Source organism: Amycolatopsis sp. NPDC005003 (assembly GCF_053600695.1).
In genome coordinates, this window is record NZ_JBSGAI010000056.1 from 1 (window position 1) to 19,934 (window position 19,934).

The window sequence follows — 19,934 nt, forward strand, 5'->3', positions numbered from 1 at the left end:
CATAAGTGGCCGGGGATTTTGTTTTTTTTATTTCTGTTAATAACCCTAATTACCACTCACGACAAGCTGCGGCAGAGGTCAGTCCGTGACGCCGTCGGCTTCCGCGGCCTTCGCCACCGCGGCCGCGACCTCCGGGGCCACCCGCGGGTCGAGCGGCGACGGGACGATCCGGTCCGGGCCCAGGTCGTCCATCGCCACCGAGACGATCGCCTCGGCCGCCGCCAGCTTCATGTTCTCCGTGATCGCCCGCGCGCCGGAGTCCAGCGCACCGCGGAAGACGCCCGGGAACGCCAGCACGTTGTTGATCTGGTTCGGGAAGTCGCTGCGCCCGGTGGCCACGATCGACGCGTACCGCGCCGCCACCTCCGGGTGAACTTCCGGGTCCGGGTTGGACAGCGCGAACACGATGCCGCCGCCCGCCATCCGGCCCAGCAGGGACTCGTCGATCGTCGCGCCCGACAGGCCGAGGAACACGTCCGCGCCTTCCAGCGCCTCCGCCAGCCCGCCGCGCAGGCCGGCCTTGTTCGTCGTCGCGGCCAGCCGCTCCTTGACCGGGTTCAGGCCCTCGCGACCGGAGTGGATGATGCCGCGCGAGTCGAGCACCGTGACGTCGCCGATGCCGGCTTCCTGCAGGATCTTCGCGCAGGCCACGCCCGCCGCACCCGCGCCGGAGACGACCACGCGCTGGTCGGCGATCGCCCGGTCGAGCACCAGGTTGGCGCCGCGCAGGGCGGCCAGCGTCACGATCGCCGTGCCGTGCTGGTCGTCGTGCATGACCGGGCAGTCGAGCGCGTCCTTGAGCTTGTCCTCCAGCTCGAAGCACCGCGGCGCGGAGACGTCCTCCAGGTTGACCGCGCCGAACGACGGCCGCAGCCGCACCAGCGTCTCGACGATCTCGTCGACGTCGGTGGTGTCCAGCACCAGCGGGATCGAGTCGAGCCCGCCGAAGGTCTTGAAGAGCACCGACTTGCCCTCCATGACCGGCAGCGACGCGCTGGCGCCGATGTCGCCGAGGCCGAGCACCGCCGTCCCGTCGCTCACCACGACGACCAGCCTGTCCGCCCACGTGTAGCGCTTGGCCTTGGCCGCGTCCTCGGCGATCGCGAGGCTCACCTTCGCCACACCCGGGGTGTACGCGATCGAAAGGTCACGCGGGCTGGAAATCGGCCGGGTGGCCGCCACCGAGAGCTTGCCGCCCTCGTGCCCGGTGAAGATCTCTTCGTCGGTGACCGGCGCGACGGCGCCGGTGGGGTCGGTCATGGGGTTTCCTGTCGTCGTTTCCGTCATTCCCCCAGTGGGAATGACGGAACTCGCGGTTCGGACTCGGGTCACTGGAATTTCTCCTGGGCATGCGGGCTGGGACCACGGCTTGCAGGGGAAACCGTGGGGGATCCCGGCACGGCAGCCCAGCGCGGTAGCGCCGGCCTGTCGGCGAGGCGTCACGTCGGCCATCGGTGCCGTGGGTCTGGCGATGGCCGCGGACGCGGCGGTTCGTTCATTGTGACAGGTCCCCCGCCGCCGGTGACCCCTCGGTGCGGTTGATGTCACACCACCGCCGATTTCCGGCAATTCCCAAGACGTCCGTCCGGTTTTGTTGGCGCCCGATAAGGTGACCGCATGCAATTCCGCCGGCTGAGCGTCCCGGACGCCTACGAGTTCTCCCCCCGGGCGTTCCCCGACGACCGGGGCCTGTTCGTCGCCCCCTTCCAGGAGGACGTCTTCCGCGAAGCCGTCGGCCACCCGCTGCGGCTCGGCCAGGCGAACCACAGCGTGTCGCGGCGCGGCACGATCCGCGGGATCCACTTCGCCGACACCCCGCCCGGCCAGGCCAAGTACATCTACTGCCCGCGCGGCTCGCTGCTCGACGTCGTCGTCGACATCCGCGTCGGGTCGCCGACCTTCGGCCAGTGGGACGCGGTCGTGCTCGACTCGCGCGAGTTCCGCGCCATGTACCTCGCCGAAGGCCTCGGCCACGGCTTCGTCGCCCTCGAGGACGACACCGTGATGAGCTACTTCTGCTCGGAGCCGTACAACCCGGCGGGCGAGCACGGCATCGCCCCGCTGGATCCAGCGCTGGACCTGCCCTGGCCCGCGGACATCGAGCAGGTCCTGTCCGACAAGGACCGCGACGCGCCGACCCTGGCCGAAGCCGAGGAGCAGGGCTTCCTGCCGGTGTACGCGGACTGCGTCGCCTATTACGACAAGCTCCGCTCGGCGAACTGACCGGCCCCACCCCGGCCATCCGGCCGCTTGCGATTTTAGTAAGCGTGCATATAGTATGCTCACATGGCACTTTACGAATACGAGCACAGCGAGACCTCCACCGCCCCCGCCGCCGCGATCTGGCCGCTGTGGGCGGACACCGGCCGCTGGCCGGAGTGGGACGCGGGTGTCCGATCGGTGGTCCTCGACGGGCCGTTCGCCACCGGGACCGGCGGCACGATGACGATGGACGGCATGCCGCCGATCCCGTTCACCCTCACCGAGGTCACCGAGGGCCGGAGCTTCACCGACGAGACCCGGCTGCCGGACGCGTTCCTGCGGTTCGAGCACGTGCTGACCGACGTCGACGGCGGCACGCGGATCACCTACCGCGTCACCATCGACGGTCCCGAAGGCTTCGGCCCGCAGGTCACGTCGGACACCCCGGACGCCATGCGCGCACTCGCCCGCCTGGCTGAGGCAAGCTCGCGGGTATGACCGCCCCGGAGTCCCGCCTGCCCGGCCCCGAACGCAGCCCCGGCTTCCTGCTGTGGCGCGTCACACTGGCCTGGCAGCGGGCGATGCGGGCCGCGCTGGCCCCGCACGACCTCACGCACGTCCAGTTCGTGCTACTGACGACGACGTGGTGGCTCACCCGCGGGGGCGAGCCACCGACCCAGCGGCAGCTCGCCGACCAGGCCGGCACCGACACGATGATGACCAGCCAGGTCGTCCGCAAGCTCGCCGACCGCGGGCTGCTCGCGCGCGCCGACGACCCGGCCGACGCCCGCGCGAAGCGCCTCGAAGTCACCCCGGCCGGCCTCGAACTGGTCGCAAAGGCGCTGAAGGACGTCGAGGCCGCGGACGCCGAGTTCTTCGCGGCCACCGACGACGGCTTCGTCGACGCGCTGGCCCGGCTCGGTCCCTGATCGAATCCCGGGGCCCGCCTGGGGGCGATCCCGGATGTCCGGAATGCGCGCACCGAGCAGGCTCACCGTCATGAAACTTCTCGCACTGGGGGCGGCCGCGGCCGCACTGGCTCTGCTGCCGGGAACCGCGTCCGCGAACGAACTCCCGACGTTCGACTTCACCGACTGCCCGGCACCGCCCGCGAACGCCGACCCGGGCACGTGGCGCTGCGAAGCCTTTGTCTCCGAAGGAAAGCTGACGATCGGCGGCCAGGAGATCCCGCTCGGGGAGATGCGGCTGACGTTCAGTGAAGGCCGGGTGAACGGCCAGTACGCGCAGGTGTTCGGCGCGCTGCGGCACGAGCCGGTGCGCGTGCCCGGCCTGGCCGGCACGACGCTCCGACTCCGCTACGGCGGCTATTCGGACTTCCAGGGCAACGACGCCCGCCGCGGCGAGCTCGACGTCTACGCCGTGCTGCGACACCCGTTGCTGCGCAAGGACTGCAGCATCGGCACGGCGGCCGCGCCGCTGCACACCGTCGTCCACGACGACCCGGCGCTGCCGCCGACGGTGCTGTCCAAGAACCCGCCGACGTTCCACTTCGGCGTCGTCGACCCGGACCTGGCGCTCCCGGCGACGCAGGGCTGCGGCCCGTTCGGCAAGCTGGTGGACCGGAAGCTGGGGCTACCGTCCCCGACTGGGCAGAACACGTTCCACCAGACGACGTACGTGCAGTACAAGCAGCTCTAACGCTTCTTCGGCGTCACCCAGACGGTGATCGTCCCGGTGACCACGGCTTTGCCGTTCGTGTCCGAAATGGTCACCGGGACTTCGAGGTCGAAGCCCTCGTCGCCGAACTCGGGCAGCTCGGGCAACGCGGCGACCGCGCGCAGGCCCGTCTCGGCCTTGGCGACGTACTGGACGTTCATGCCCTTCGGCAGCCAGCGGTGCGTGGCGGGGACGGTCGCCTCGGCGAGCATGCCCATCGCGATCTCGGCGAGGTTGCAGGCGGCGATCGCGTGGAACGTGCGGATGTGGTTGTGAACACCCCACCACTTCGGCGCGGTCACCTCGCAGTGGCCCGGCCGCAGCTCGCGCACCGAAGGCAGCACCGTGCGGAAGTACGGCACCCGCAGGCACATCGCGGCACTGAACAGCTGCTTTCCGCCCGGCTTGCCGGCCAGCTTGTGCCACATCGCGAACGTCGGCGTCTCGGACATGGGGGTCTCCTCGAACTAAGCTACCGTTCAGTAGCTAAGCAGACGGCCAGCCGTCGCGCAAACGGCCGGGTATGTTCGGCCGGGTGGCGAACCGTCTCTTCCTCCTCCGGCACGGGCAGACCGAATGGTCGCTGAACGGGCGGCACACCGGCCGCACGGACATCCCGCTGACGCCGGCGGGCGAAGGGCAGGCGCGCGCCGCGGGCGGCACCCTCCGCAGCCTGGTGGGCGGCCCGTCGCTGGTGCTCTCGAGCCCGCGCGCCCGGGCGCTGCGCACGGCCGCGCTGGCCGGGCTGCGCGTCGACGAAGTCACCGAGGACCTCGCCGAGTGGGACTACGGCGAGTACGAAGGCGTCACCACGCCGCAGATCCGGGAAACCGTGCCCGGCTGGACGGTGTGGAGCCACCCGATCCCCGGCGGCGAAAGCGCTTCGGACGTCTCCGCCCGCGCGGATCGCGTGCTGGAGCGCGCGCGGCAAGCCTGCGAAGCCGGCGACGTGATCCTGGTCGGCCACGGGCACTTCAGCCGCGTGCTGGTGGCCCGCTGGCTCGACCTGCCCGCCACCGCCGGCGTCCACTTCGGACTCGACGCGGCCGGCATCGCAGTGCTCGGCGACGAGCGCGGCGAACCCCAGATCGAACACCTCAACCTGCTGCCCGCGGAGGACTGACGTGCCCAACGACCGCATCCGCCGGATCCGCCCCGAAGACGTCGAAGCGGCGGTCGGCCTGGCGCACGAGCTGGCGGAGTACGAGCGCGCGCCGGACGAGTGCCACCTGACCGCGGCGCAGCTGCACGAAGCGCTGTTCGGCGAGGCACCGAAGCTGTTCGGGCACGTGGCCGAAGTGGACGGCGAGATCGTCGGCTTCGCGGTCTGGTTCCTGAACTTTTCGACCTGGCGCGGCGTGCACGGGATCTACCTGGAGGACCTGTACGTCCGGGAGTCCCAGCGCGGTTCGGGCCTGGGCAAGGCCCTGCTGGCGGCGTTGGCGGCGGAGTGCGTCGCGAACGGCTACGCGCGGCTCGAGTGGTCGGTCCTGGACTGGAACCCGGCAACGGAGTTCTACAAGGCCCTGGGCGCGGTCGCGATGGACGAGTGGACGGTCAACCGCCTCACCGACGCACCCCTGAAGGCCCTGGCCGCCCAGGCTTAGCCCTCTTCGTGGCCCTCGCGCTCGGCGCGGCGGCCGGCGAGGCCGCCGCGTTCGGCGGCTTCCGTCTCCGTCTCGCCTTCGCGCAGGCCCAGCGCCCAGGCCCGCGACGGCCGCCGGAACAGCAGGACCAGCGCCGCGATGCCCAGCAGCGCGATCGGGACGCCCCACAGCGGCTCACCGGACGGGCCGAGCAGGTACCAGCCGAGCCCGATCACGATCAGCGCGATCACCACGCCCGGCGAACGCGCCCACGTCTGACCGAGCACCAGCCCCGCCGACGCGGCCAGGAACGCCAGCGCCACCACGATGAACGTGCCCGACTCGACGAAGACGTTGTTGCCCGGCTGTGCGGGCGCACCCAGGCCGTTCACCAGCACGACCACCCCGAACACCAGCAGGGCGAGCGACGGCACCGCGGTGACCGCGCCGGCCAGCCGGACCTCACGGGGAGCGGGCGAGAGCTTCACTGCGGCGGCCTTCCGGGGATCTTGACGGGGTCCTTTGCGGGAGCACAGCGAGCTCGACCAGGGCGAGTCACCGTGCGTGAGGCTCTTGCGATCGTATGCCACCCGGTCGGCCGTTTTCCCGGGGCCGCCCGCGCGTCGAAAATCAAGATGTCGTCGATGAGCGGGCGGTCGGCCCGGGTGCACTTGTCACGACGAGCGGACACTCGCACGCGAAGGAGGGCCGCCCGGCACAGGGTCTCGAAGGTGCTGTTCCCCGGGGTTGCGCCCGTCACCATGCGGCGCCGGAAGGTGTTCGGGCCGCCGGAAGTCACTTACTCTGCGGTAATGCGCGCAATCCTCGTGGTGAACCCCCAGGCCACCTCGACCACCGCGGGTGGCCGGGACGTGCTGGCGCACGCGCTCGCCAGCCAGGTCAAGCTCGACGTGGTCGAGACGGACTACCGCGGCCACGCGATGGCCGTCGCGCGCTCGGCCGCGCGGGACGGCATCGACCTGGTCGTGGCGCACGGCGGCGACGGCACGGTCAACGAGGTCGTCAACGGGCTGCTGGCCGACGCCGACGGCGATCCGAACGAAATCGGGCAAGTCCCCGCACTGGGTGTCGTGCCCGGCGGCTCGGCCAACGTCTTCGCGCGCGCCCTCGGTATCTCCGCGGACTCCTTCGAGGCCACCCACCAGCTGCTCAACGCGCTGGAGAACGACCGCTCGCGCCGGGTCGGGCTCGGCCTGGCCGACGGGCACTGGTTCACCTTCAACGCCGGCCTGGGCTGGGACGCCGACGTCGTCGGCCGGGTCGCCAAGCGCCGCGGCAAGCAGACCACCGCCGGTCTCTACATGCGGGCCGCCGTCCGCTCCTACTTCCGCCCGCCGCTGGGCCGCCCGACGCTCACGATCCGCATCCCAGGCGAGGAACCCGCCGAGGCGTTGACCGCTTTCGTGTCGAACACCGATCCGTGGAGCTACCTGGGCGAGCGCGCCGTCCACCTCAACCCGGGTTGCTCGTTCGAGACGGGATTGGGTTTGTTCGCGCTGAACGGTCTGGGGTTGCCCACCGTGTTCAAGCATGTACGCCAAGCTTTGGCTACGAAGAGCAACCAGCGCGGCCGGCGTCTCGTGCGTCACGATGACCTGCCGATGATCCGCATCGACGCAGCTGAACCGGTAAACTTCCAGGTGGACGGCGACCTCGTCGGCCAGCGGACCAGAGTGGAATTCTTCAGCGTCCCCCATGCACTCACGGTGATCGTGTGACGACGGGACCGCTGATCGCCTGCGGATAAGTGCAAGATGCCGTTCGTCGACGGAGAAGCTCCACTCAGCGCATCAGCCTTCCCTTCCGGCGGCTGTTTCGGAAAGAAACCGCAGGTCAGAGGGGTCGCTCGGCCGGGTGACCTGACTCACCGATCTTCCGGAAACCCTTGTCGAAAGCGGTGCTTCGTGAAAGCATTCACAAGCACCCAAGAACACGACCGCCATTGACGACTGTGGCGCGGCCCTCCCGCGCCATATGAAGGAGCTCACGAACATGGACTGGCGCCACGACGCGGCCTGCCGAGACGAGGACCCCGAGCTGTTCTTCCCGGTGGGAACCAGCGGTCCTGCTCTGTCGCAGGTTGCTCAGGCGAAGGCCGTGTGCCACCGCTGCCCCTCCGCTTCCGACTGCCTGGCCTGGGCTCTGGCCAGCGGCCAGGACGCGGGCGTGTGGGGCGGCATGAGCGAGGACGAGCGACGCGCGCTCAAGCGCCGCCGTACGCACATCGGCACGCGTACCAACGCCTAAGTTTCTCGAGATCCACCCAGGCCGAGCAGGAATTTCACCCGGCGGGCATTCGTCGTGCCCACGCCGTCTGGGGTGATACCTACCCGGCTTGAGCTTAACAACCGAGGCGAAACCACCTGGCGACGGGTGCGGTGAAACCTCACCGGGACTTCAAGTCCTCCCGCAAGCGCTGAACGGCCCGGCACCACGCACCTGGTGCCGGGCCTTCAACGTGTCACCCCCAATCTCGCGTGATGCCCCTCCAATCACGCGAGATGCCCCGCAATCACACGTGATGCCCATCGGCGCACACGAGATGCGCGCCCAATCACGCGAGATCCGCCTTCACTCACGTGAGTTCCGCCCTCAATCACGTGAGTCACGCGCTCGATCACGAGGCGAGCCGCCCAACCGCGACTTCAGCCGTGCGCAAATGGGTATCACGCGTGATTGAGCGGGCATCACGCGTGATTGGAGGGGCATCACGAGTCAGAGGCGGCGGGAAAGCGGGATGCGCAGGGCGGCTTCCGTGCCTGTCACGCGGGTCGACGACGTCTCCGACCGCACCTTCCGCAGCGAAAGCGAGCCCCGCAGCTCGGACTCCACCAGCGTCCGGACGATCTGGAGACCGAGGCCGTCCGAACGCTCCAGCGAGAACCCCGACGGCAGGCCACGCCCGTTGTCGCGGATCACGACGTCCAGCCAGCGGGCCGAACGCTCCACGATCAGCTCGACCTTGCCCGGCCGGCCCGCCGGGAAGGCGTGCTCGATGGCGTTCTGCACCAGCTCGGCCAGCACCATCACCAGCGGCGTCGCGATCTCCGCGACCACGATCCCGAACGAGCCCTTCCGCGACAGCCCGACCTGCGACTCCGCCGTGGCGACCTCGCCGACCATCGGCAGCACGTTGTCGAGCAGCTTGTCGAGGTCGACGCGCTCGTCCACCGAAATCGACAGTGCCTCGTGCACCAGTGCGATCGACGTCACCCGGCGCACCGATTCCGCCAGAGCGAGCCGCGCCTCCTCCGACGACGTCCGCCGGGACTGCAGCCGCAGGAGGGCCGCCACCGTCTGCAGGTTGTTCTTCACCCGGTGGTGGATCTCCCGGATCGTCGCGTCCTTCGACAGCAGCGCCCGGTCCCGCCGCTTCACCTCGGTGACGTCGCGGACCAGCACCAGCGCGCCCGCCGCCTGGCCGGCCGGCCGCAGCGGCAGCGCGCGGAACAGCACCACGGCGCCGCGTCGCGAGTCGGCCTCCGTGCGGCTCGACGGCTTCCCGTCGAGAGCCTCGATGATCCGGTGGGACACCTCGGTCGCGTCGAACGGGTCGCGGATCAGCGAGCGCGTCAACGGCGCCAGCCTGGTCCCGACCAGGTCGGATTCGTGCCCCATCCGGTGGTACGCGGACAACCCGTTCGGGCTGGCGAACACGACCGTGCCGCTCGAGTCGAGGCGGATCAGGCCGTCCCCGACGCGCGGGGACGTGTGCGTGTCGGTCGCGTTGGTCCCGTTCGGCGGGAACGTGCCGTCCACGATCATCTGGCACAGGTCGCCGGCGCTGCCCAGGTACGCGATCTCCAACGGCGAAGGCACCCGCGGCGCGGCCAGGTTCGTCTCGCGGCTCATCACGGCGATGACCTCGTCGTGGAACCGCACCGGGATCGCCTCCCGCCGCATCGGCAGGTCGCGGTACCAGTGCGGGTCCTCCTCGCGGCAGATCCGGACCTCGCGCATGGCCTTCGCCAGCTGCGGGTGTTCCTGGACCGTGAACCGCGTGCCGACGACGTCCTCGGGGTGTGCGGTGGGCGCCGTCGTCGGCCGCGCGTGCGCGACGCAGACGAAGTCGCCGCCGTCCGGCTGCAGCTCCTCGCTCACCGGCACCCAGAGCAGGAAGTCCGCGAACGAGAGGTCGGCCAGCAGCTGCCACTCGGCGACGACGGTCTGCAGGTGATCCGCGGCCTCCCCCGGGAGGCCGGTGTTGTCGGCGAGCAGTTCGGCGAGCGTGGACACGCACCCCATCCAACCAGAGCGGGACGTCATGACACACTTGAGAGGTTGACCAGCTTTGACGACGAGGAGTGAGCATGTCGAAGCGCGCCCGCAAGCGTCGCGACCGGAAGAAGAACGGCGCGAACCACGGCAAGAAGCCCAACGCCTGAGCGTTCGGCATGACGAAGGCCCCCACACCGCTGGTGTGGGGGCCTTCGTAGTGCTCGGGCGCTACTCGGAGCGCTGCTCGAGGGTGATCTCGGTGCGTTCCACGGTGACGCCGCCGCGGGAGGCGACGGTCTGGCGGATCGACGCGCGCAGCCGGCTCTTCAGCTCGGCCGGGGCGTGGTCGCCGCCGCACTTGCGGGCCAGCAGCTGCTTGATGTGCTCGTCGATGCCGTACTCCTCAAGGCACGGCGGGCAGTCGTCGATGTGGGCGCGCAACGCGGCGTCCCGCTCGGGGCTGCACTCGCGGTCGAGCAGCAGGTAGATGTCGGCGAGCGCCTCTTCGCAGCGGACCTTGTCCGACGCGCCGTCGCACATGTCGTTCATCGCCCCGCCACCTCCTCCTTGGCACTCCGGATGAAGCCGCGCTCCCGCGCCACGTCGGCCAGCAGGTCGCGCAGCTGGGCGCGGCCGCGGTGCAGACGGGACATCACGGTGCCGATGGGAGTGTCCATGATCTCGGCGATCTCCTTGTACGCGAAGCCCTCGACGTCGGCCAGGTAAACGGCCAGCCGGAACTCCTCGGGCAGCTTCTGCAGGGCGGCCTTGACGTCGGTGTCGGGCAGGTTGTCCATCGCCTCGACCTCGGCCGACCGGAGCCCGCTGGAGGTGTGGCTCTCCGCCTTGGCGATCTGCCAGTCGGTGATCTCCTCGGTGGGCGCCTGCACCGGCTGCCGCTGGCGCTTGCGGTAGCCGTTGATGTAGGTGTTGGTCAGGATGCGGTACATCCAGGCCTTGAGGTTGGTGCCGGCCTTGAAGGACGCGAAGGCGGCGTACGCCTTCAGGTAGGTCTCCTGGACCAGGTCCTCGGCATCGGCGGGGTTGCGGGTCATCCGCATCGCGGCCGAGTACAGCTGGTCGAGCAGCGGCATCGCGTCCCGCTCGAAGCGCTCGGCGCGCTCGGCCTCGGTCGCTTCTTCCGGCGCTGAGTTCTGCGTGCTCGGCAAACCGTTCCCTTCCCGCTCGGCGTCGATGCGCGTGCGCGCATACGGCGGACCCGAGTTTACGCGGGGACCGGGCACGCCGCGGTTCGCCGGTGCCTCGGGACGGCGGCGGCTGCGTGAGCGTGTGGTGGCGAGCGTTGGTGTCACGTCCCGTACAACCGATCGGGGTGATCGGGCATTCCCTAGACTTCCGCCATGGCTGGCAAGGGCACCCCGGCGACGGCGCTGCTGGGGAAGCAGAAAGTGGCGCACACGCTGCACGCTTACGACCACGACCCGCGCGCGGAGTCGTACGGCCTGGAGGCGGTGGAGGCACTGGGCCTGGACCGGGCGCGCGTGTTCAAGACGCTGGTGGCGGAGGTCGACGGCAAGTTGACGGTGGGCGTGGTCCCGGTCACCGGCCAGCTGGACCTGAAGGCCTTGGCGGCCGCGGCGGGCGGCAAGAAGGCGAAGATGGCGGACCCGGCGGCAGCCCAGCGGGCGACGGGATACGTGCTGGGCGGGATCTCGCCGTTGGGCCACCGCAGCCGGCTGCCGGTGGTGATCGACGAGACGGCTTCGAAGTTCGAGACGGTGTTCTGCTCGGCCGGCCGGCGCGGGCTCGAGGTGGAGCTGGCACCCGCTGATCTGATCCGGCTTACTGGGGCCGTGGTGGCGCCGATCGGGGGCTGAGCTGCGGAAATGCCGCCCCCAAGAGGGTTCAGACATCCCCGCTGTTCCGGCAAAGTCGTTGTGCAGGTCGTGTGGGGATTCGGAGGCCAGCGGGCGGCGAGAGGTGCAGCTGCCCCGGGCCTTCCCGGCTGACGAGGAAGGTCGGTGCCCACCACCCCGAAGCCGGGATTGTGACTACGGCCGCCAGTACCGCGTCAAGGCGGGAAAGCGTGCCTTGACCCGGCACCGCCGGCCGTGTTGAGGCTTCGGATCGGGGTTGCGGGGAGGTCTGGGTGGCAGCCTGCCGCTCACACCGGTGAGCCACCTGAAAGGGCCCTCAGACTTCGCCGGACACCCCCGCCCTCGGCGATTTCCAGGGGTGGTTGCAACACCTCAGTTCAGGAGTTGCCTCGTGCCCAGACGAGATCGAGATCGTGCCCCCGGGGCTGCCTCTCCGGCGGTCCTGGTCGGCCTGGCCGGGCGTTGACCGCAGAACGAGCGACCTACTTTGGCCTGGTGGACGCAGGGACAGGCACGAGGGGAGCGGCCCGGCAGGTCGGGGTCAACTACCGGACCGCGAAACGCTGGCGCGCCGAGGCGGCCCAGGCCGCAGCGGCGGTGCCGGTGGCCCGGTCGAGGTGTCTGCGCGGTTCTTGAGCACCCAACGAAAACACCAACAGCCTGCTCCGCCAGTACTCCCCCAAAGGCACCGACCACTCGCCGCCCACACCTCAGAGCACCTCGACACCGTCGCCGTCGAGCTCAACGACCGGCCCCGGATGACCCTCGACTGGGACACCCCGACCGAACGCATAACACAGTTACTCCACAACACCCACAACCAGCATCAGTGTCGCAACGACCGCTGGAAACCGCCCTCCCAGGGGGCCGTCCCTAAGTCCAGCTTATCGACTGTGGGAGCGCAAAACCGGCCCACAGCGAAATCTGTGGACAGCCGACCCCGTTGTGGACAACTCAGGCCAGCGGCCGCAGCACCCGCGACAGCCACTCGGCCGCCGCGCGGGAGATCGTCTCCAGGTCCTTGCCCAAGCTGTGGTCGCCGTCGACCAGCACCAGCTCCTGGTGTGGTCCCGGCTTCGGCCTGCCGAACGGGTCGCGCTCGCCCTGGATCACCAGCGTCGGCACCTCGACCGCGTCGAACTCCGGCTGGCGCGTCTTCTCCGGCTTGCCCGGCGGGTGCTCCGGGAACGCCAGGCACAGCACCGCCACCGCCTGCCCCGCCGACGACGTGCGGCAGGCCACTCGCGCACCCGATGACCGGCCGCCGAACACGAACGGGAGGCCGTCGAAGCGCTCCGACAGCTCGTCCGCCACCGTCAGCCACGCCGTGTCCAGCTGGTTCGCCGGGGCCGGCGCCCGGCGGCCCGCCACCCGGTAGGGCTGCTCGACCAACGCCACGTGCACGCCCGCCGCCTGCGCCGCGCGCGTCACCGCCACCAGGTCCTTCGCCCCGAGGCCGCCGCCCGCGCCGTGGCCGAGCATGAGCACCGCCTCGCCCTCCTCGGCGCAGTGCAGGTACACCCGCGCCGGGCCGTAGGCGGTTTCGATCGGGATGGCCGTCATGACTTCGGCGCGTCGAACAGGGCGCTCTCCTGCGCCGGGTCGACCCGCTCCAGCAGCTCGGGCCCGTTGTTGCGGACGTTGTTCACCTTGCTCGAGACCGGCCGCAGCTCCAGCGACGCCACGATCTCCTCGGGCGTCGGCACCAGCAGGTCGGTGACGTCTTCGCGGTCCGGGTCGAGCCAGCCGTCCCAGTGGTCGCGGGGCACGATCAGCGGCATCCGGTGGTGGACGTCGGTGAGCTGGCCCGCCGCGTCGGTCGTGATGATCGAGAACGTGATCAGCGGCGACGCCTTGTCGTCGTCCTTCGGCCGCCAGCTCTCCCAGATCCCGCCGAACGCGATCGACGAACCGTCGGGCGCCGTCATGTAGAACGGCTCCTTCTCCTTGCCCGTGCGGCGCCACTCGAACCAGCCGTCGGCCGGCACCAGGCAGCGGCGCGACACCAGCGCGCGGCGGAAGGCCGGCTTCTCGGCGGCCGTTTCGGCGCGGGTGTTGATCATCCGCGAGCCGACCGACGGGTCCTTGGCCCAGAACGGCACCAGGCCCCACTTCATCATCCGCAGCGAACGCTCGGCGGGCTCGTCCTCGAGGACCTGGCCGTCTTCGTCACGCGGGTGCCGCTGCACGACCGTGACCACGTTCTTCGTCGGTGCCACGTTGTGGTCGGCGCGCGCGTGGCCTTCGGTGAGGTCGATCGCGTCGAACTCCTCGATCAGCTTCGCCGGGTCCTTCGTCGCGGCGTAGCGGCCGCACATGAGCGCCTCCTCGTGCCGGATACGTCCGGGACGCCATCGTTACACGCAGGCCAGGGCCCTGGCGAGCGACGTGGGATCATTCGGGTGGGCACCGGCGCACGAAAGGACGAGGGTTTGGCGCGCAACGACTGGAGCAGGCTGGACGAGTCCGACGTCCGCGTGCGTCCGGGCAAGGGCAGCCGGCCCCGCAGCAAGCGCCGCCCCGAGCACGCCGACGCCGTCACGGCCATGGTCATCGGCAAGGACCGCGGCCGCTGGACCTGCGCGATCGACGCCGATCCGACCCGGGTGATCACGGCGATGCGGGCCCGCGAGATGGGGCGGACCCCGGTGGTCGTCGGCGACCGCGTCGGCATCGTCGGGGACGTCTCCGGCAAGCCGGACACCCTCGCGCGGATCGTCCGCGTCGACGACCGCACCAGCTCCCTGCTGCGCACGGCCGACGACACCGACCCGTACGAGCGGCTGGTCGTCGCGAACGCCGAGCGCCTGCTGATCGTCACCGCGCTGGCCGACCCGCCCCCGCGCACCGGCTTCATCGACCGCTGCCTCGTCGCCTGCTACGCGGGCGGCGTCGAGCCGGTGCTGTGCCTGACGAAGGCCGACCTGGCCAGCCCGGACGAGCTCCTGGCCGGCTACGCGGGTCTCGACATCCCGGTGATCGTCAGCCGGTACGACGAACAGCCCGAAGGCCTCGACGAGCTGCTGAAAGACCGGCTGACGGCCCTGGTCGGCCATTCCGGTGTCGGCAAGTCGACATTGGTCAACCGCCTGGTGCCGGACGCCGAACTGGCCACCGGTGTGGTGAGCGCGGTCGGCAAGGGGCGGCATACGTCCGTCGCGGCCGTGGCGCTGCCGCTGCCGGACGGCGGCTGGGTGATCGACACCCCCGGTGTGCGGTCGTTCGGGCTGGCCCACGTCACCGCGGACGACATCGTCGACGCCTTCGAGGAGTTCGCCGAAGCCGCCGAAGAGTGCCCGTCGGGCTGCGGCCACCTGGGCGCCCCCGAGGACCCGGACTGCGCGCTCGACGACGTCGTCACCGAGGGGAAGGCGAGCCCCGAGCGGCTCGCTTCGCTGCGGCGCCTGCTGGCGTCCCGCGGCGGCCACGACGTGAGCCGCGCCACCGAGTCCTGAAACCAACTCGGAACCGCTCGCCGACCGTCACCGTCAGATCGGTAACCATTCGCCCGTTCGGGCGATATGCCAGCGGAGAATCCGATCTTGAGGGGAAGTACATGCGCAAGACCACCCTGGTCGCGGCCGGCGCCGCACTGGTTCTGACGCTGACCGCGTGCAGCGGCAACGCCGCCACCGGCACCGCCGAACCGGCCGGGCAGACCCAGGCCCAGTCGAAGGGCCTGGCTTCGCCGTTCACCGACGCGATCCAGCTGGCCTCGGCGTCCAAGCAGGGCACCGAGAAGTCCAAGTCGGCGAAGTTCACCATGGAAGGCTCGGTCGCCGGCGAGAAGCTGACCGCCACCGGGGCGATGGCCATGGACGAGACGGACACCAAGTTCTCGATGACGAGCACGGCCGCCGGTCAGACGACCGAGATGCGCCTGGTCGACAAGGTCATGTACATCAAGCTGCCCGCCGATCAGCAGAAGCAGGTGGGCACGGACAAGGCGTGGGCCAAGATCTCGGCCGACGGCACCGACCCGCTCTCGCAGGCCCTCGGCGGCGCGCTGTCGCAGTCGGCGGAGCAGAGCGACCCGAGCAAGATGCTCGACCAGATCTCCAAGACGGGCCGGATCATCTCGTCCGACCAGACCGAACTGGACGGTGAGAAGGTCAACCACTACAAGGTCGAGCTCGACGTCGCCAAGTCCGTCGACCAGTTCACCGGCCAGGTCCCGGCCGCGGCGCGCGAAAAGCTCACGGACATGCTCAAGGGCAAGGACGTCAAGCTCCCGGCCGAGCTGTGGCTGAACAAGGACAACCTGCCCGTGCAGGTCACCATGGACCAGGGCCCGATGATGCAGGCGCTGGGCGTGCCGGCCGGTGACGCGAAGTTCACGATGAAGTACAGCGACTGGGGCACCCAGGTGGACGTGGCGGCCCCGCCCGCCGACCAGGTCGTCGACCTCGGCGAGCTGCTGAAGAAGGCCGGTCGCTGACCGCGCGACGCTGAGTAGCGGCGGCTCCCCCGAACGAGGTCGGGGGAGCCGCTGTGTTTTTGTTGCGCCATGCGCAAAGCCGTCCTGGTGCTGCTAGCTGCTCTGCTCGCCGGCGCGTGTTCCGACCCGCCGCGACGCCCGGCGTTCGAAGACGCGCGCGCCTTGGCGGACGCCGCCACGGCGGCCACGGCGAGCGGCGGCTCGGCGAAGTTCGGCACGGACGTCGCGGTCGGCTCGATCCGGTCGAAGGGCCAGGGCCAGGCCCGGTTCGGCGCGGGCGGGACGGCCCAGGTGATGACGACGGACGTCCTCGGCGAGCCGGTGGAGCTGCGGCTGGTGGGCGGGACGCTGTACGCGAAGGTGCCACGCGACGACGCCGGCAAGCCGTGGGTGGTGGTCGCCGCGGACGGCACGGACCCGTTTTCCCAGGTCCTCGGCGGCAGTCTGACCCAGCTGGCCGCGCAGAACGACCCGGCGCACACACTGGGCGAGATCCGCACGGCGGGCACGATCGTCGCGGCCGAGCGGGGCCAGCTGAACGGCGCGCCGGCGGAGCACTACCGGATCGACCTGGATCTGGCGCGCCTGGGCACGGACCTGCCGGCCGGGCTGCCGTCGGACGCGGCGGGCCGGGTGGGCGGCAGGTTCCCGGTGGAGCTGTGGCTCGACGAGGCGCACCGGCCGATGCAGATCGTGCTGGACATGTCGCCGATCCTGCCGGGCTCAGAAGCTCGTATCACGACGCGTTATTCGGACTGGGGCATCCCGGTCGAGATCCAGGCGCCGCCGGCGGGCGAGGTGGGGTAGCCGCTCCCCCGGCAGGGTTCCGGTGATGTCGTTGTGTTGGTCGTGTGGGGATGCCGAGCAGGGTGGTGTGTCCGGCTTGTCGGTGTGCGCTGGCGAGGTTGCTGAAGCCGGCCATGACTTGCTCGGCCGACGGGCTGTTGGTGCCCACCACCCCGAAGCCGGGATTGTGACTACGGCCGGCAGCACCGCGTCAAGGCGGGAAAGCGTGCCTTGACCCGGCACTACCGGCCGCGTTCTGGCTTCGGATCGGGGCGGTGGGGGGGTCTGGGTGGGGTGCAGGTCGGGCCGGCAGTATGCCGCTCACGACGGCAAGCCACCAGAAAGGGCCCTCCGACCTAGCCGGCACCCCCGCCCTCCCAGGGGGGCGTCCCCAGTTCCATTCTACCGGCCCCCACCGACAAAACCTCAGCTCAGAGGCAGTTGTCCACAGGGGGCGCCCATTGTGGACGGCGGCCTCAGAGCAACTCGAGCAGGAACGGCAGCTCCTGCGGCGCGTACCAAGCCAGCTCGTGGTCCTCGGCGTCCCCCAGCGTGAACTCCGCGTCCGGGTCCCCCAGGTCCGCCGCGTCGATCACCGCGGCCGCCGCGGCCACCGCCTCGGCCGCCTCCGGGGCGTCCACGTGGATCGCCGCCACCGCCGACAGCGGGATCGGGCCGCCGATGCGGACCACCGGGGCGTCCAGGTCCGGCCGCAACGTCACGCCCGCCACGTCCGCCGACACGACCACCCGGCGCGGCTCGCCCTTCTCCTCCGCCGCGATCAGGCGCAACGAGGCCCGGGCCGCGTCCAGCAACGCCGCGTACTCCAGCTCCTCGTCCGACCCGCTCACGTACGCCTCGCGCAACGCCGGGGTCAGCGCGAACGCCGTTCCGCTGCGGGCGCGGAACTCCCCCGATGTCTCGAGGTCGCGAAGCATCGCGATGGTCGCAGGCAGATAGACCCTCACCAGTGCGCACCCTTCAGCTCTTCCAAGGACTCTTCGATCATCCCGGCGACCAGATCGACGTCGAACGCGGCCTTGCGGTCGCCATTCAGTCCGAAGTAGACGCCGCCGTGGTAGGACGTCACCCCGATCGCCAGCGCCTGGGTGCGCATCAGCGGCATCACCGGGAACATCTCGACCAGTCTGGCCTCTCCCGCGTACATCGGCACCTGGGGGCCCGGTGAATTGGTCACCATGACGTTGAAGATGCGCCCGGACAGCGACCCCGCCGCTCGCGCGCCGAGCGAGTGGAGCGTAGCCGGGGCGAAGCCGCCCACCTTGAGCAGGCCGCGCGCCGCCACCGACCGGCCCGAATCGAGGTGCTCGGCCATCGCGTGGCCGATGTGCTGCAGCCGCAGGACCGGGTTCGGCTCGCCGACCGGCAGGTCCACCAGGTACGCCGCCACCTGGTTGCCGACCAGCCCGGGCGTCGAGTACCCGGGCGTCTCCGCGTCGCGGACCGCCAGTGGCACCAGCGCGCGGATCGTCGCGTTCGGCGTCAGCTGCACTTCGCGCGAAAGGAGCCATTCGCGCAGCGCCCCGGTGATGGCCGCGAGGACGACGTCGTTGACCGTGCCGCCGTGCGCCGCGCGGATCTTGCGGAAGTCCTCCAGCCGCGTGCGGACCACGGAGAACACGCGACCACCCGAGACCCGGACGTTCAGCGGCCCGGACGGTGCCGGGCTCACCAGCGTGCGCAGGGTCGACGCCACCCCGCCGACCGTCTCGGCGAACTTGCCCGCCGCCGCGAACGCGTCGTTCGCCGCCGACCGGACGTTCTCCACCACCTCGCCCGGCCGCTGGACGCCCTCGCTGATCGCGTCCAGCACCAGCTGGGCGCGGCTCGGCTCGCGGCGCGGCGTCCAGAAGTCCTCGAACGGCTCCGGCTCGGCCGGCGCCGCGTCGAGGACGATCTGACCGAGGTCGATCGTGCCGACACCGTCCACAACGGACTGGTGGGTCTTCGTGACCAGCGCCACCCGGTCGCCGGCCAGGCCCTCGATGAAGTACGCCTCCCAGAGCGGCCGCTCCGGCGCCAGCCGGCGCGACATCAGGCGCGCCACCAGGTCGAACAGCTGCTCGTCGCTGCCCGGCTGGGGCAGCGCCGAGCGCCGGACGTGGTAGTTCAGGTCGAAGTCGACGTCGTCCACCCACACCGGCCGCGCCAGGTGGCCGGGCACCTCGAGCACGCGCTGCCGGTAGCGCGGCAGGTACGCCAGCCGCCCGCCGATGAGGTCGACCAGCTGCGAGTAGCCGAACCCGGAGCGCGGCCGCTCGAAGATCGCCACGCCGCCGACGTGCATCGGGGTCGCGTGGTCCTCGACGTAGAGGAACGAGGCGTCCAGCGCGGAAAGGCGGTCGGGCATGAGGCGATCGTCGCACAGTGCGAGACTGCTGGGTGTGGGTGATGAGTCGACTATCTCGCCGAAGGACCGCTTCCTGACCGTGTACGGCCGGAAGCCGGTGCTCGAGGCACTGGCGGACGACGGCCTGCGCGTGGACAAGGTGATCCTGGCCGACACCGCCCGCGGCCCCGGCGCGGCCGAGATCCAGCGCGCGGCGAAGGCGGCCGGCGTGCCGGTGCAGCGCGCCAGCGCGCACCGGGTGAAGGTGCTCGCCGGCAACGGCAAGCAGGACCAGGGCGTGCTCGCCGACGTCGTCGCCCCGCGGATGCGAGCGCTTTCCGCGGCGCTGGCCGACCGGCGGCCGCCGTCGCGGGTGCTGCTGCTGGACGGCATCACCACGCCCGCGAACGTCGGCATGATCCTGCGGACGGCGACCGCGGCCGGGCTGGACGGCGTGATCGTGCCGCGGCGCGGTGTCGCGGCGCTCGACCCGCTGGTGGTCAAGGCCTCGGCCGGGGTGGCGTTCCGCGCGCCGGTGCTGCGCTGCGGCTCGGCGCGCGAGGCCGCGGAGATGCTCACCGAGGCCGGCTACGGGCTCTACGCGCTGGGCGCTTCGGCTCGGGCGACGGTGTTCGACGTGGACCTGCCGCAGCGCGCGGCGTTCGTCCTCGGCGGTGAGACGGCCGGAGTCGGGCCCGAGGTCGGCGAGCTCGTCACGGAGTGGGTGTCGATCCCGATGCCGGGCGAGGTCGAGTCGCTGAACGTCTCGGCCGCGGCCGCGGTGCTGTCGTTCGAGCTGGTCCGCCGCGCGCGCTGAC

25 protein-coding genes and 1 pseudogene are annotated in these 19,934 nt (G+C 70.7%); 16 read left to right on the top strand and 10 right to left on the bottom strand.

Annotated elements, in window-relative coordinates; all coding sequences use genetic code 11:
• Positions 1-78: 78 nt before the first annotated feature.
• Entirely contained in the window at positions 79-1,260 is a 1,182-nt protein-coding gene (locus ACWED2_RS41560; protein WP_449696006.1) for an NAD(P)-dependent malic enzyme, read from the bottom strand.
• A 357-nt stretch (positions 1,261-1,617) separates the two neighbouring features.
• On the opposite strand from ACWED2_RS41560, the gene ACWED2_RS41565 reads away from it, so the two are divergent.
• From ACWED2_RS41565 to ACWED2_RS41580, 4 genes are all read left to right on the top strand, one after another.
• Positions 1,618-2,223, top strand: coding sequence for a dTDP-4-dehydrorhamnose 3,5-epimerase family protein (locus ACWED2_RS41565; RefSeq protein ID WP_449696007.1), 606 nt, complete (start codon positions 1,618-1,620; stop codon positions 2,221-2,223).
• 63 nt (positions 2,224-2,286) lie between these two features.
• Positions 2,287-2,700, top strand: a complete 414-nt coding sequence (locus ACWED2_RS41570) for an SRPBCC family protein (protein ID WP_449696008.1) — start codon at positions 2,287-2,289, stop codon at positions 2,698-2,700.
• Entirely contained in the window at positions 2,697-3,131 is a 435-nt protein-coding gene (locus tag ACWED2_RS41575) for a MarR family winged helix-turn-helix transcriptional regulator (RefSeq protein WP_449696009.1), read from the top strand. Before ACWED2_RS41570 ends, ACWED2_RS41575 begins: the two co-directional genes overlap by 4 nt.
• A 70-nt stretch (positions 3,132-3,201) precedes the next feature.
• Complete coding sequence (locus ACWED2_RS41580) at positions 3,202-3,861, top strand: hypothetical protein (RefSeq protein WP_449696010.1); 660 nt, start codon at positions 3,202-3,204, stop codon at positions 3,859-3,861.
• Here the strand turns inward: ACWED2_RS41580 and ACWED2_RS41585 are convergent.
• A complete protein-coding gene (locus ACWED2_RS41585; RefSeq protein ID WP_449696011.1) occupies positions 3,858-4,331 on the bottom strand; it encodes a hotdog fold domain-containing protein in 474 nt (157 codons plus the stop codon). The two genes, ACWED2_RS41580 and ACWED2_RS41585, sit on opposite strands and share 4 nt — an antisense overlap.
• 83 nt (positions 4,332-4,414) lie before the next feature.
• Here ACWED2_RS41585 and ACWED2_RS41590 point away from each other — a divergent pair, with 83 nt between their 5' ends.
• Positions 4,415-5,002, top strand: a complete 588-nt coding sequence (locus ACWED2_RS41590) for an acid phosphatase (protein WP_449696012.1) — start codon at positions 4,415-4,417, stop codon at positions 5,000-5,002.
• A 1-nt stretch (position 5,003) separates the two neighbouring features.
• The gene (locus ACWED2_RS41595; protein WP_449696013.1) at positions 5,004-5,486 is read left to right on the top strand and encodes an N-acetyltransferase family protein; all 483 of its coding nucleotides are present in this window, start codon (positions 5,004-5,006) and stop codon (positions 5,484-5,486) included.
• Here ACWED2_RS41595 and ACWED2_RS41600 read toward each other — a convergent pair.
• Positions 5,483-5,953, bottom strand: a complete 471-nt coding sequence (locus ACWED2_RS41600) for a hypothetical protein (RefSeq protein ID WP_449696014.1) — start codon at positions 5,951-5,953, stop codon at positions 5,483-5,485. The genes ACWED2_RS41595 and ACWED2_RS41600 overlap by 4 nt on opposite strands.
• 324 nt (positions 5,954-6,277) lie before the next feature.
• Between ACWED2_RS41600 and ACWED2_RS41605 the strand changes: the two genes are divergently transcribed.
• Together ACWED2_RS41605 and ACWED2_RS41610 are read left to right on the top strand one after the other, a co-directional pair.
• Positions 6,278-7,204: a diacylglycerol/lipid kinase family protein gene (locus ACWED2_RS41605; protein WP_449696015.1), complete on the top strand. Its 927-nt coding sequence runs from the start codon at positions 6,278-6,280 to the stop codon at positions 7,202-7,204.
• A gap of 274 nt (positions 7,205-7,478) precedes the next feature.
• Positions 7,479-7,733 (top strand): WhiB family transcriptional regulator, encoded by a 255-nt coding sequence (locus ACWED2_RS41610; protein WP_043777259.1) that lies wholly within the window; start codon positions 7,479-7,481, stop codon positions 7,731-7,733.
• Between the two features lie 468 nt (positions 7,734-8,201).
• Here the strand turns inward: ACWED2_RS41610 and ACWED2_RS41615 are convergent, their stop codons facing one another.
• The gene (locus ACWED2_RS41615; RefSeq protein ID WP_449696016.1) at positions 8,202-9,722 is read right to left on the bottom strand and encodes a sensor histidine kinase; all 1,521 of its coding nucleotides are present in this window, start codon (positions 9,720-9,722) and stop codon (positions 8,202-8,204) included.
• Positions 9,723-9,796: 74 nt separating this feature from the next.
• On the opposite strand from ACWED2_RS41615, the gene ACWED2_RS41620 reads away from it, so the two are divergent.
• Complete coding sequence (locus tag ACWED2_RS41620; protein ID WP_098515123.1) at positions 9,797-9,871, top strand: 50S ribosomal protein bL37; 75 nt, start codon at positions 9,797-9,799, stop codon at positions 9,869-9,871.
• 61 nt (positions 9,872-9,932) lie between these two features.
• Here the strand turns inward: ACWED2_RS41620 and rsrA are convergent, their stop codons facing one another.
• Positions 9,933-10,253, bottom strand: a complete 321-nt coding sequence (rsrA, locus tag ACWED2_RS41625; RefSeq protein ID WP_449696017.1) for a mycothiol system anti-sigma-R factor — start codon at positions 10,251-10,253, stop codon at positions 9,933-9,935.
• Positions 10,250-10,873, bottom strand: a complete 624-nt coding sequence (locus ACWED2_RS41630; protein ID WP_043777180.1) for a sigma-70 family RNA polymerase sigma factor — start codon at positions 10,871-10,873, stop codon at positions 10,250-10,252. Before ACWED2_RS41630 ends, rsrA begins: the two co-directional genes overlap by 4 nt.
• A 192-nt stretch (positions 10,874-11,065) precedes the next feature.
• Here ACWED2_RS41630 and ybaK point away from each other — a divergent pair, with 192 nt between their 5' ends.
• From ybaK to ACWED2_RS41645, 3 genes and pseudogenes are all read left to right on the top strand, one after another.
• The gene (gene ybaK, locus ACWED2_RS41635; RefSeq protein ID WP_449696018.1) at positions 11,066-11,542 is read left to right on the top strand and encodes a Cys-tRNA(Pro) deacylase; all 477 of its coding nucleotides are present in this window, start codon (positions 11,066-11,068) and stop codon (positions 11,540-11,542) included.
• A 495-nt stretch (positions 11,543-12,037) separates the two neighbouring features.
• A complete protein-coding gene (locus ACWED2_RS41640; protein ID WP_449696019.1) occupies positions 12,038-12,178 on the top strand; it encodes a hypothetical protein in 141 nt (46 codons plus the stop codon).
• Between the two features lie 6 nt (positions 12,179-12,184).
• Positions 12,185-12,348: pseudogene (locus ACWED2_RS41645) on the top strand (IS30 family transposase); the annotation flags it as partial.
• A 148-nt stretch (positions 12,349-12,496) separates the two neighbouring features.
• Here ACWED2_RS41645 and ACWED2_RS41650 read toward each other — a convergent pair.
• Together ACWED2_RS41650 and ACWED2_RS41655 are read right to left on the bottom strand one after the other, a co-directional pair.
• Positions 12,497-13,105 (bottom strand): alpha/beta hydrolase family protein, encoded by a 609-nt coding sequence (locus ACWED2_RS41650; protein ID WP_449696020.1) that lies wholly within the window; start codon positions 13,103-13,105, stop codon positions 12,497-12,499.
• Positions 13,102-13,860 (bottom strand): SOS response-associated peptidase, encoded by a 759-nt coding sequence (locus ACWED2_RS41655; protein WP_449696021.1) that lies wholly within the window; start codon positions 13,858-13,860, stop codon positions 13,102-13,104. Before ACWED2_RS41655 ends, ACWED2_RS41650 begins: the two co-directional genes overlap by 4 nt.
• A gap of 114 nt (positions 13,861-13,974) precedes the next feature.
• Between ACWED2_RS41655 and rsgA the strand changes: the two genes are divergently transcribed.
• From rsgA to ACWED2_RS41670, 3 genes are all read left to right on the top strand, one after another.
• Positions 13,975-14,997: a ribosome small subunit-dependent GTPase A gene (rsgA, locus tag ACWED2_RS41660; RefSeq protein WP_449696022.1), complete on the top strand. Its 1,023-nt coding sequence runs from the start codon at positions 13,975-13,977 to the stop codon at positions 14,995-14,997.
• Between the two features lie 101 nt (positions 14,998-15,098).
• Positions 15,099-15,980, top strand: a complete 882-nt coding sequence (locus ACWED2_RS41665; RefSeq protein WP_449696023.1) for a hypothetical protein — start codon at positions 15,099-15,101, stop codon at positions 15,978-15,980.
• Between the two features lie 69 nt (positions 15,981-16,049).
• A complete protein-coding gene (locus ACWED2_RS41670) occupies positions 16,050-16,787 on the top strand; it encodes a hypothetical protein (protein WP_449696024.1) in 738 nt (245 codons plus the stop codon).
• 455 nt (positions 16,788-17,242) lie between these two features.
• On the opposite strand, the gene ACWED2_RS41675 is transcribed toward ACWED2_RS41670, so the two are convergent.
• Both ACWED2_RS41675 and ACWED2_RS41680 read right to left on the bottom strand, forming a co-directional pair.
• Positions 17,243-17,734, bottom strand: coding sequence for a DUF6912 family protein (locus ACWED2_RS41675; protein WP_364014012.1), 492 nt, complete (start codon positions 17,732-17,734; stop codon positions 17,243-17,245).
• On the bottom strand, positions 17,731-19,137 hold the full coding sequence (locus ACWED2_RS41680; protein ID WP_449696025.1) for a WS/DGAT/MGAT family O-acyltransferase: 1,407 nt from the start codon (positions 19,135-19,137) through the stop codon (positions 17,731-17,733). The genes ACWED2_RS41675 and ACWED2_RS41680 overlap by 4 nt, the downstream gene beginning before the upstream one ends.
• A 34-nt stretch (positions 19,138-19,171) precedes the next feature.
• On the opposite strand from ACWED2_RS41680, the gene ACWED2_RS41685 reads away from it, so the two are divergent.
• Positions 19,172-19,933: a TrmH family RNA methyltransferase gene (locus ACWED2_RS41685; protein ID WP_449696026.1), complete on the top strand. Its 762-nt coding sequence runs from the start codon at positions 19,172-19,174 to the stop codon at positions 19,931-19,933.
• Position 19,934: the final 1 nt, after the last annotated feature.

Bases quoted from the DNA above. Each gene is read 5' to 3' on its own strand.
- ACWED2_RS41655 (WP_449696021.1), bottom strand. From the start codon at position 13,860: ATGTGCGGCCGCTACGCCGCGACGAAGGACCCGGCGAAGCTGATCGAG.
- ACWED2_RS41585 (WP_449696011.1), bottom strand. From the start codon at position 4,331: ATGTCCGAGACGCCGACGTTCGCGATGTGGCACAAGCTGGCCGGCAAG.
- ACWED2_RS41580 (WP_449696010.1), top strand. From the start codon at position 3,202: ATGAAACTTCTCGCACTGGGGGCGGCCGCGGCCGCACTGGCTCTGCTG.
- ACWED2_RS41560 (WP_449696006.1), bottom strand. From the start codon at position 1,260: ATGACCGACCCCACCGGCGCCGTCGCGCCGGTCACCGACGAAGAGATC.
- ACWED2_RS41650 (WP_449696020.1), bottom strand. From the start codon at position 13,105: ATGACGGCCATCCCGATCGAAACCGCCTACGGCCCGGCGCGGGTGTAC.
- ACWED2_RS41610 (WP_043777259.1), top strand. From the start codon at position 7,479: ATGGACTGGCGCCACGACGCGGCCTGCCGAGACGAGGACCCCGAGCTG.
- ACWED2_RS41575 (WP_449696009.1), top strand. From the start codon at position 2,697: ATGACCGCCCCGGAGTCCCGCCTGCCCGGCCCCGAACGCAGCCCCGGC.
- ACWED2_RS41570 (WP_449696008.1), top strand. From the start codon at position 2,287: ATGGCACTTTACGAATACGAGCACAGCGAGACCTCCACCGCCCCCGCC.
- ACWED2_RS41665 (WP_449696023.1), top strand. From the start codon at position 15,099: ATGCGCAAGACCACCCTGGTCGCGGCCGGCGCCGCACTGGTTCTGACG.
- rsrA (WP_449696017.1), bottom strand. From the start codon at position 10,253: ATGAACGACATGTGCGACGGCGCGTCGGACAAGGTCCGCTGCGAAGAG.
- ybaK (WP_449696018.1), top strand. From the start codon at position 11,066: ATGGCTGGCAAGGGCACCCCGGCGACGGCGCTGCTGGGGAAGCAGAAA.
- ACWED2_RS41565 (WP_449696007.1), top strand. From the start codon at position 1,618: ATGCAATTCCGCCGGCTGAGCGTCCCGGACGCCTACGAGTTCTCCCCC.
- ACWED2_RS41605 (WP_449696015.1), top strand. From the start codon at position 6,278: ATGCGCGCAATCCTCGTGGTGAACCCCCAGGCCACCTCGACCACCGCG.
- ACWED2_RS41680 (WP_449696025.1), bottom strand. From the start codon at position 19,137: ATGCCCGACCGCCTTTCCGCGCTGGACGCCTCGTTCCTCTACGTCGAG.
- ACWED2_RS41670 (WP_449696024.1), top strand. From the start codon at position 16,050: ATGCGCAAAGCCGTCCTGGTGCTGCTAGCTGCTCTGCTCGCCGGCGCG.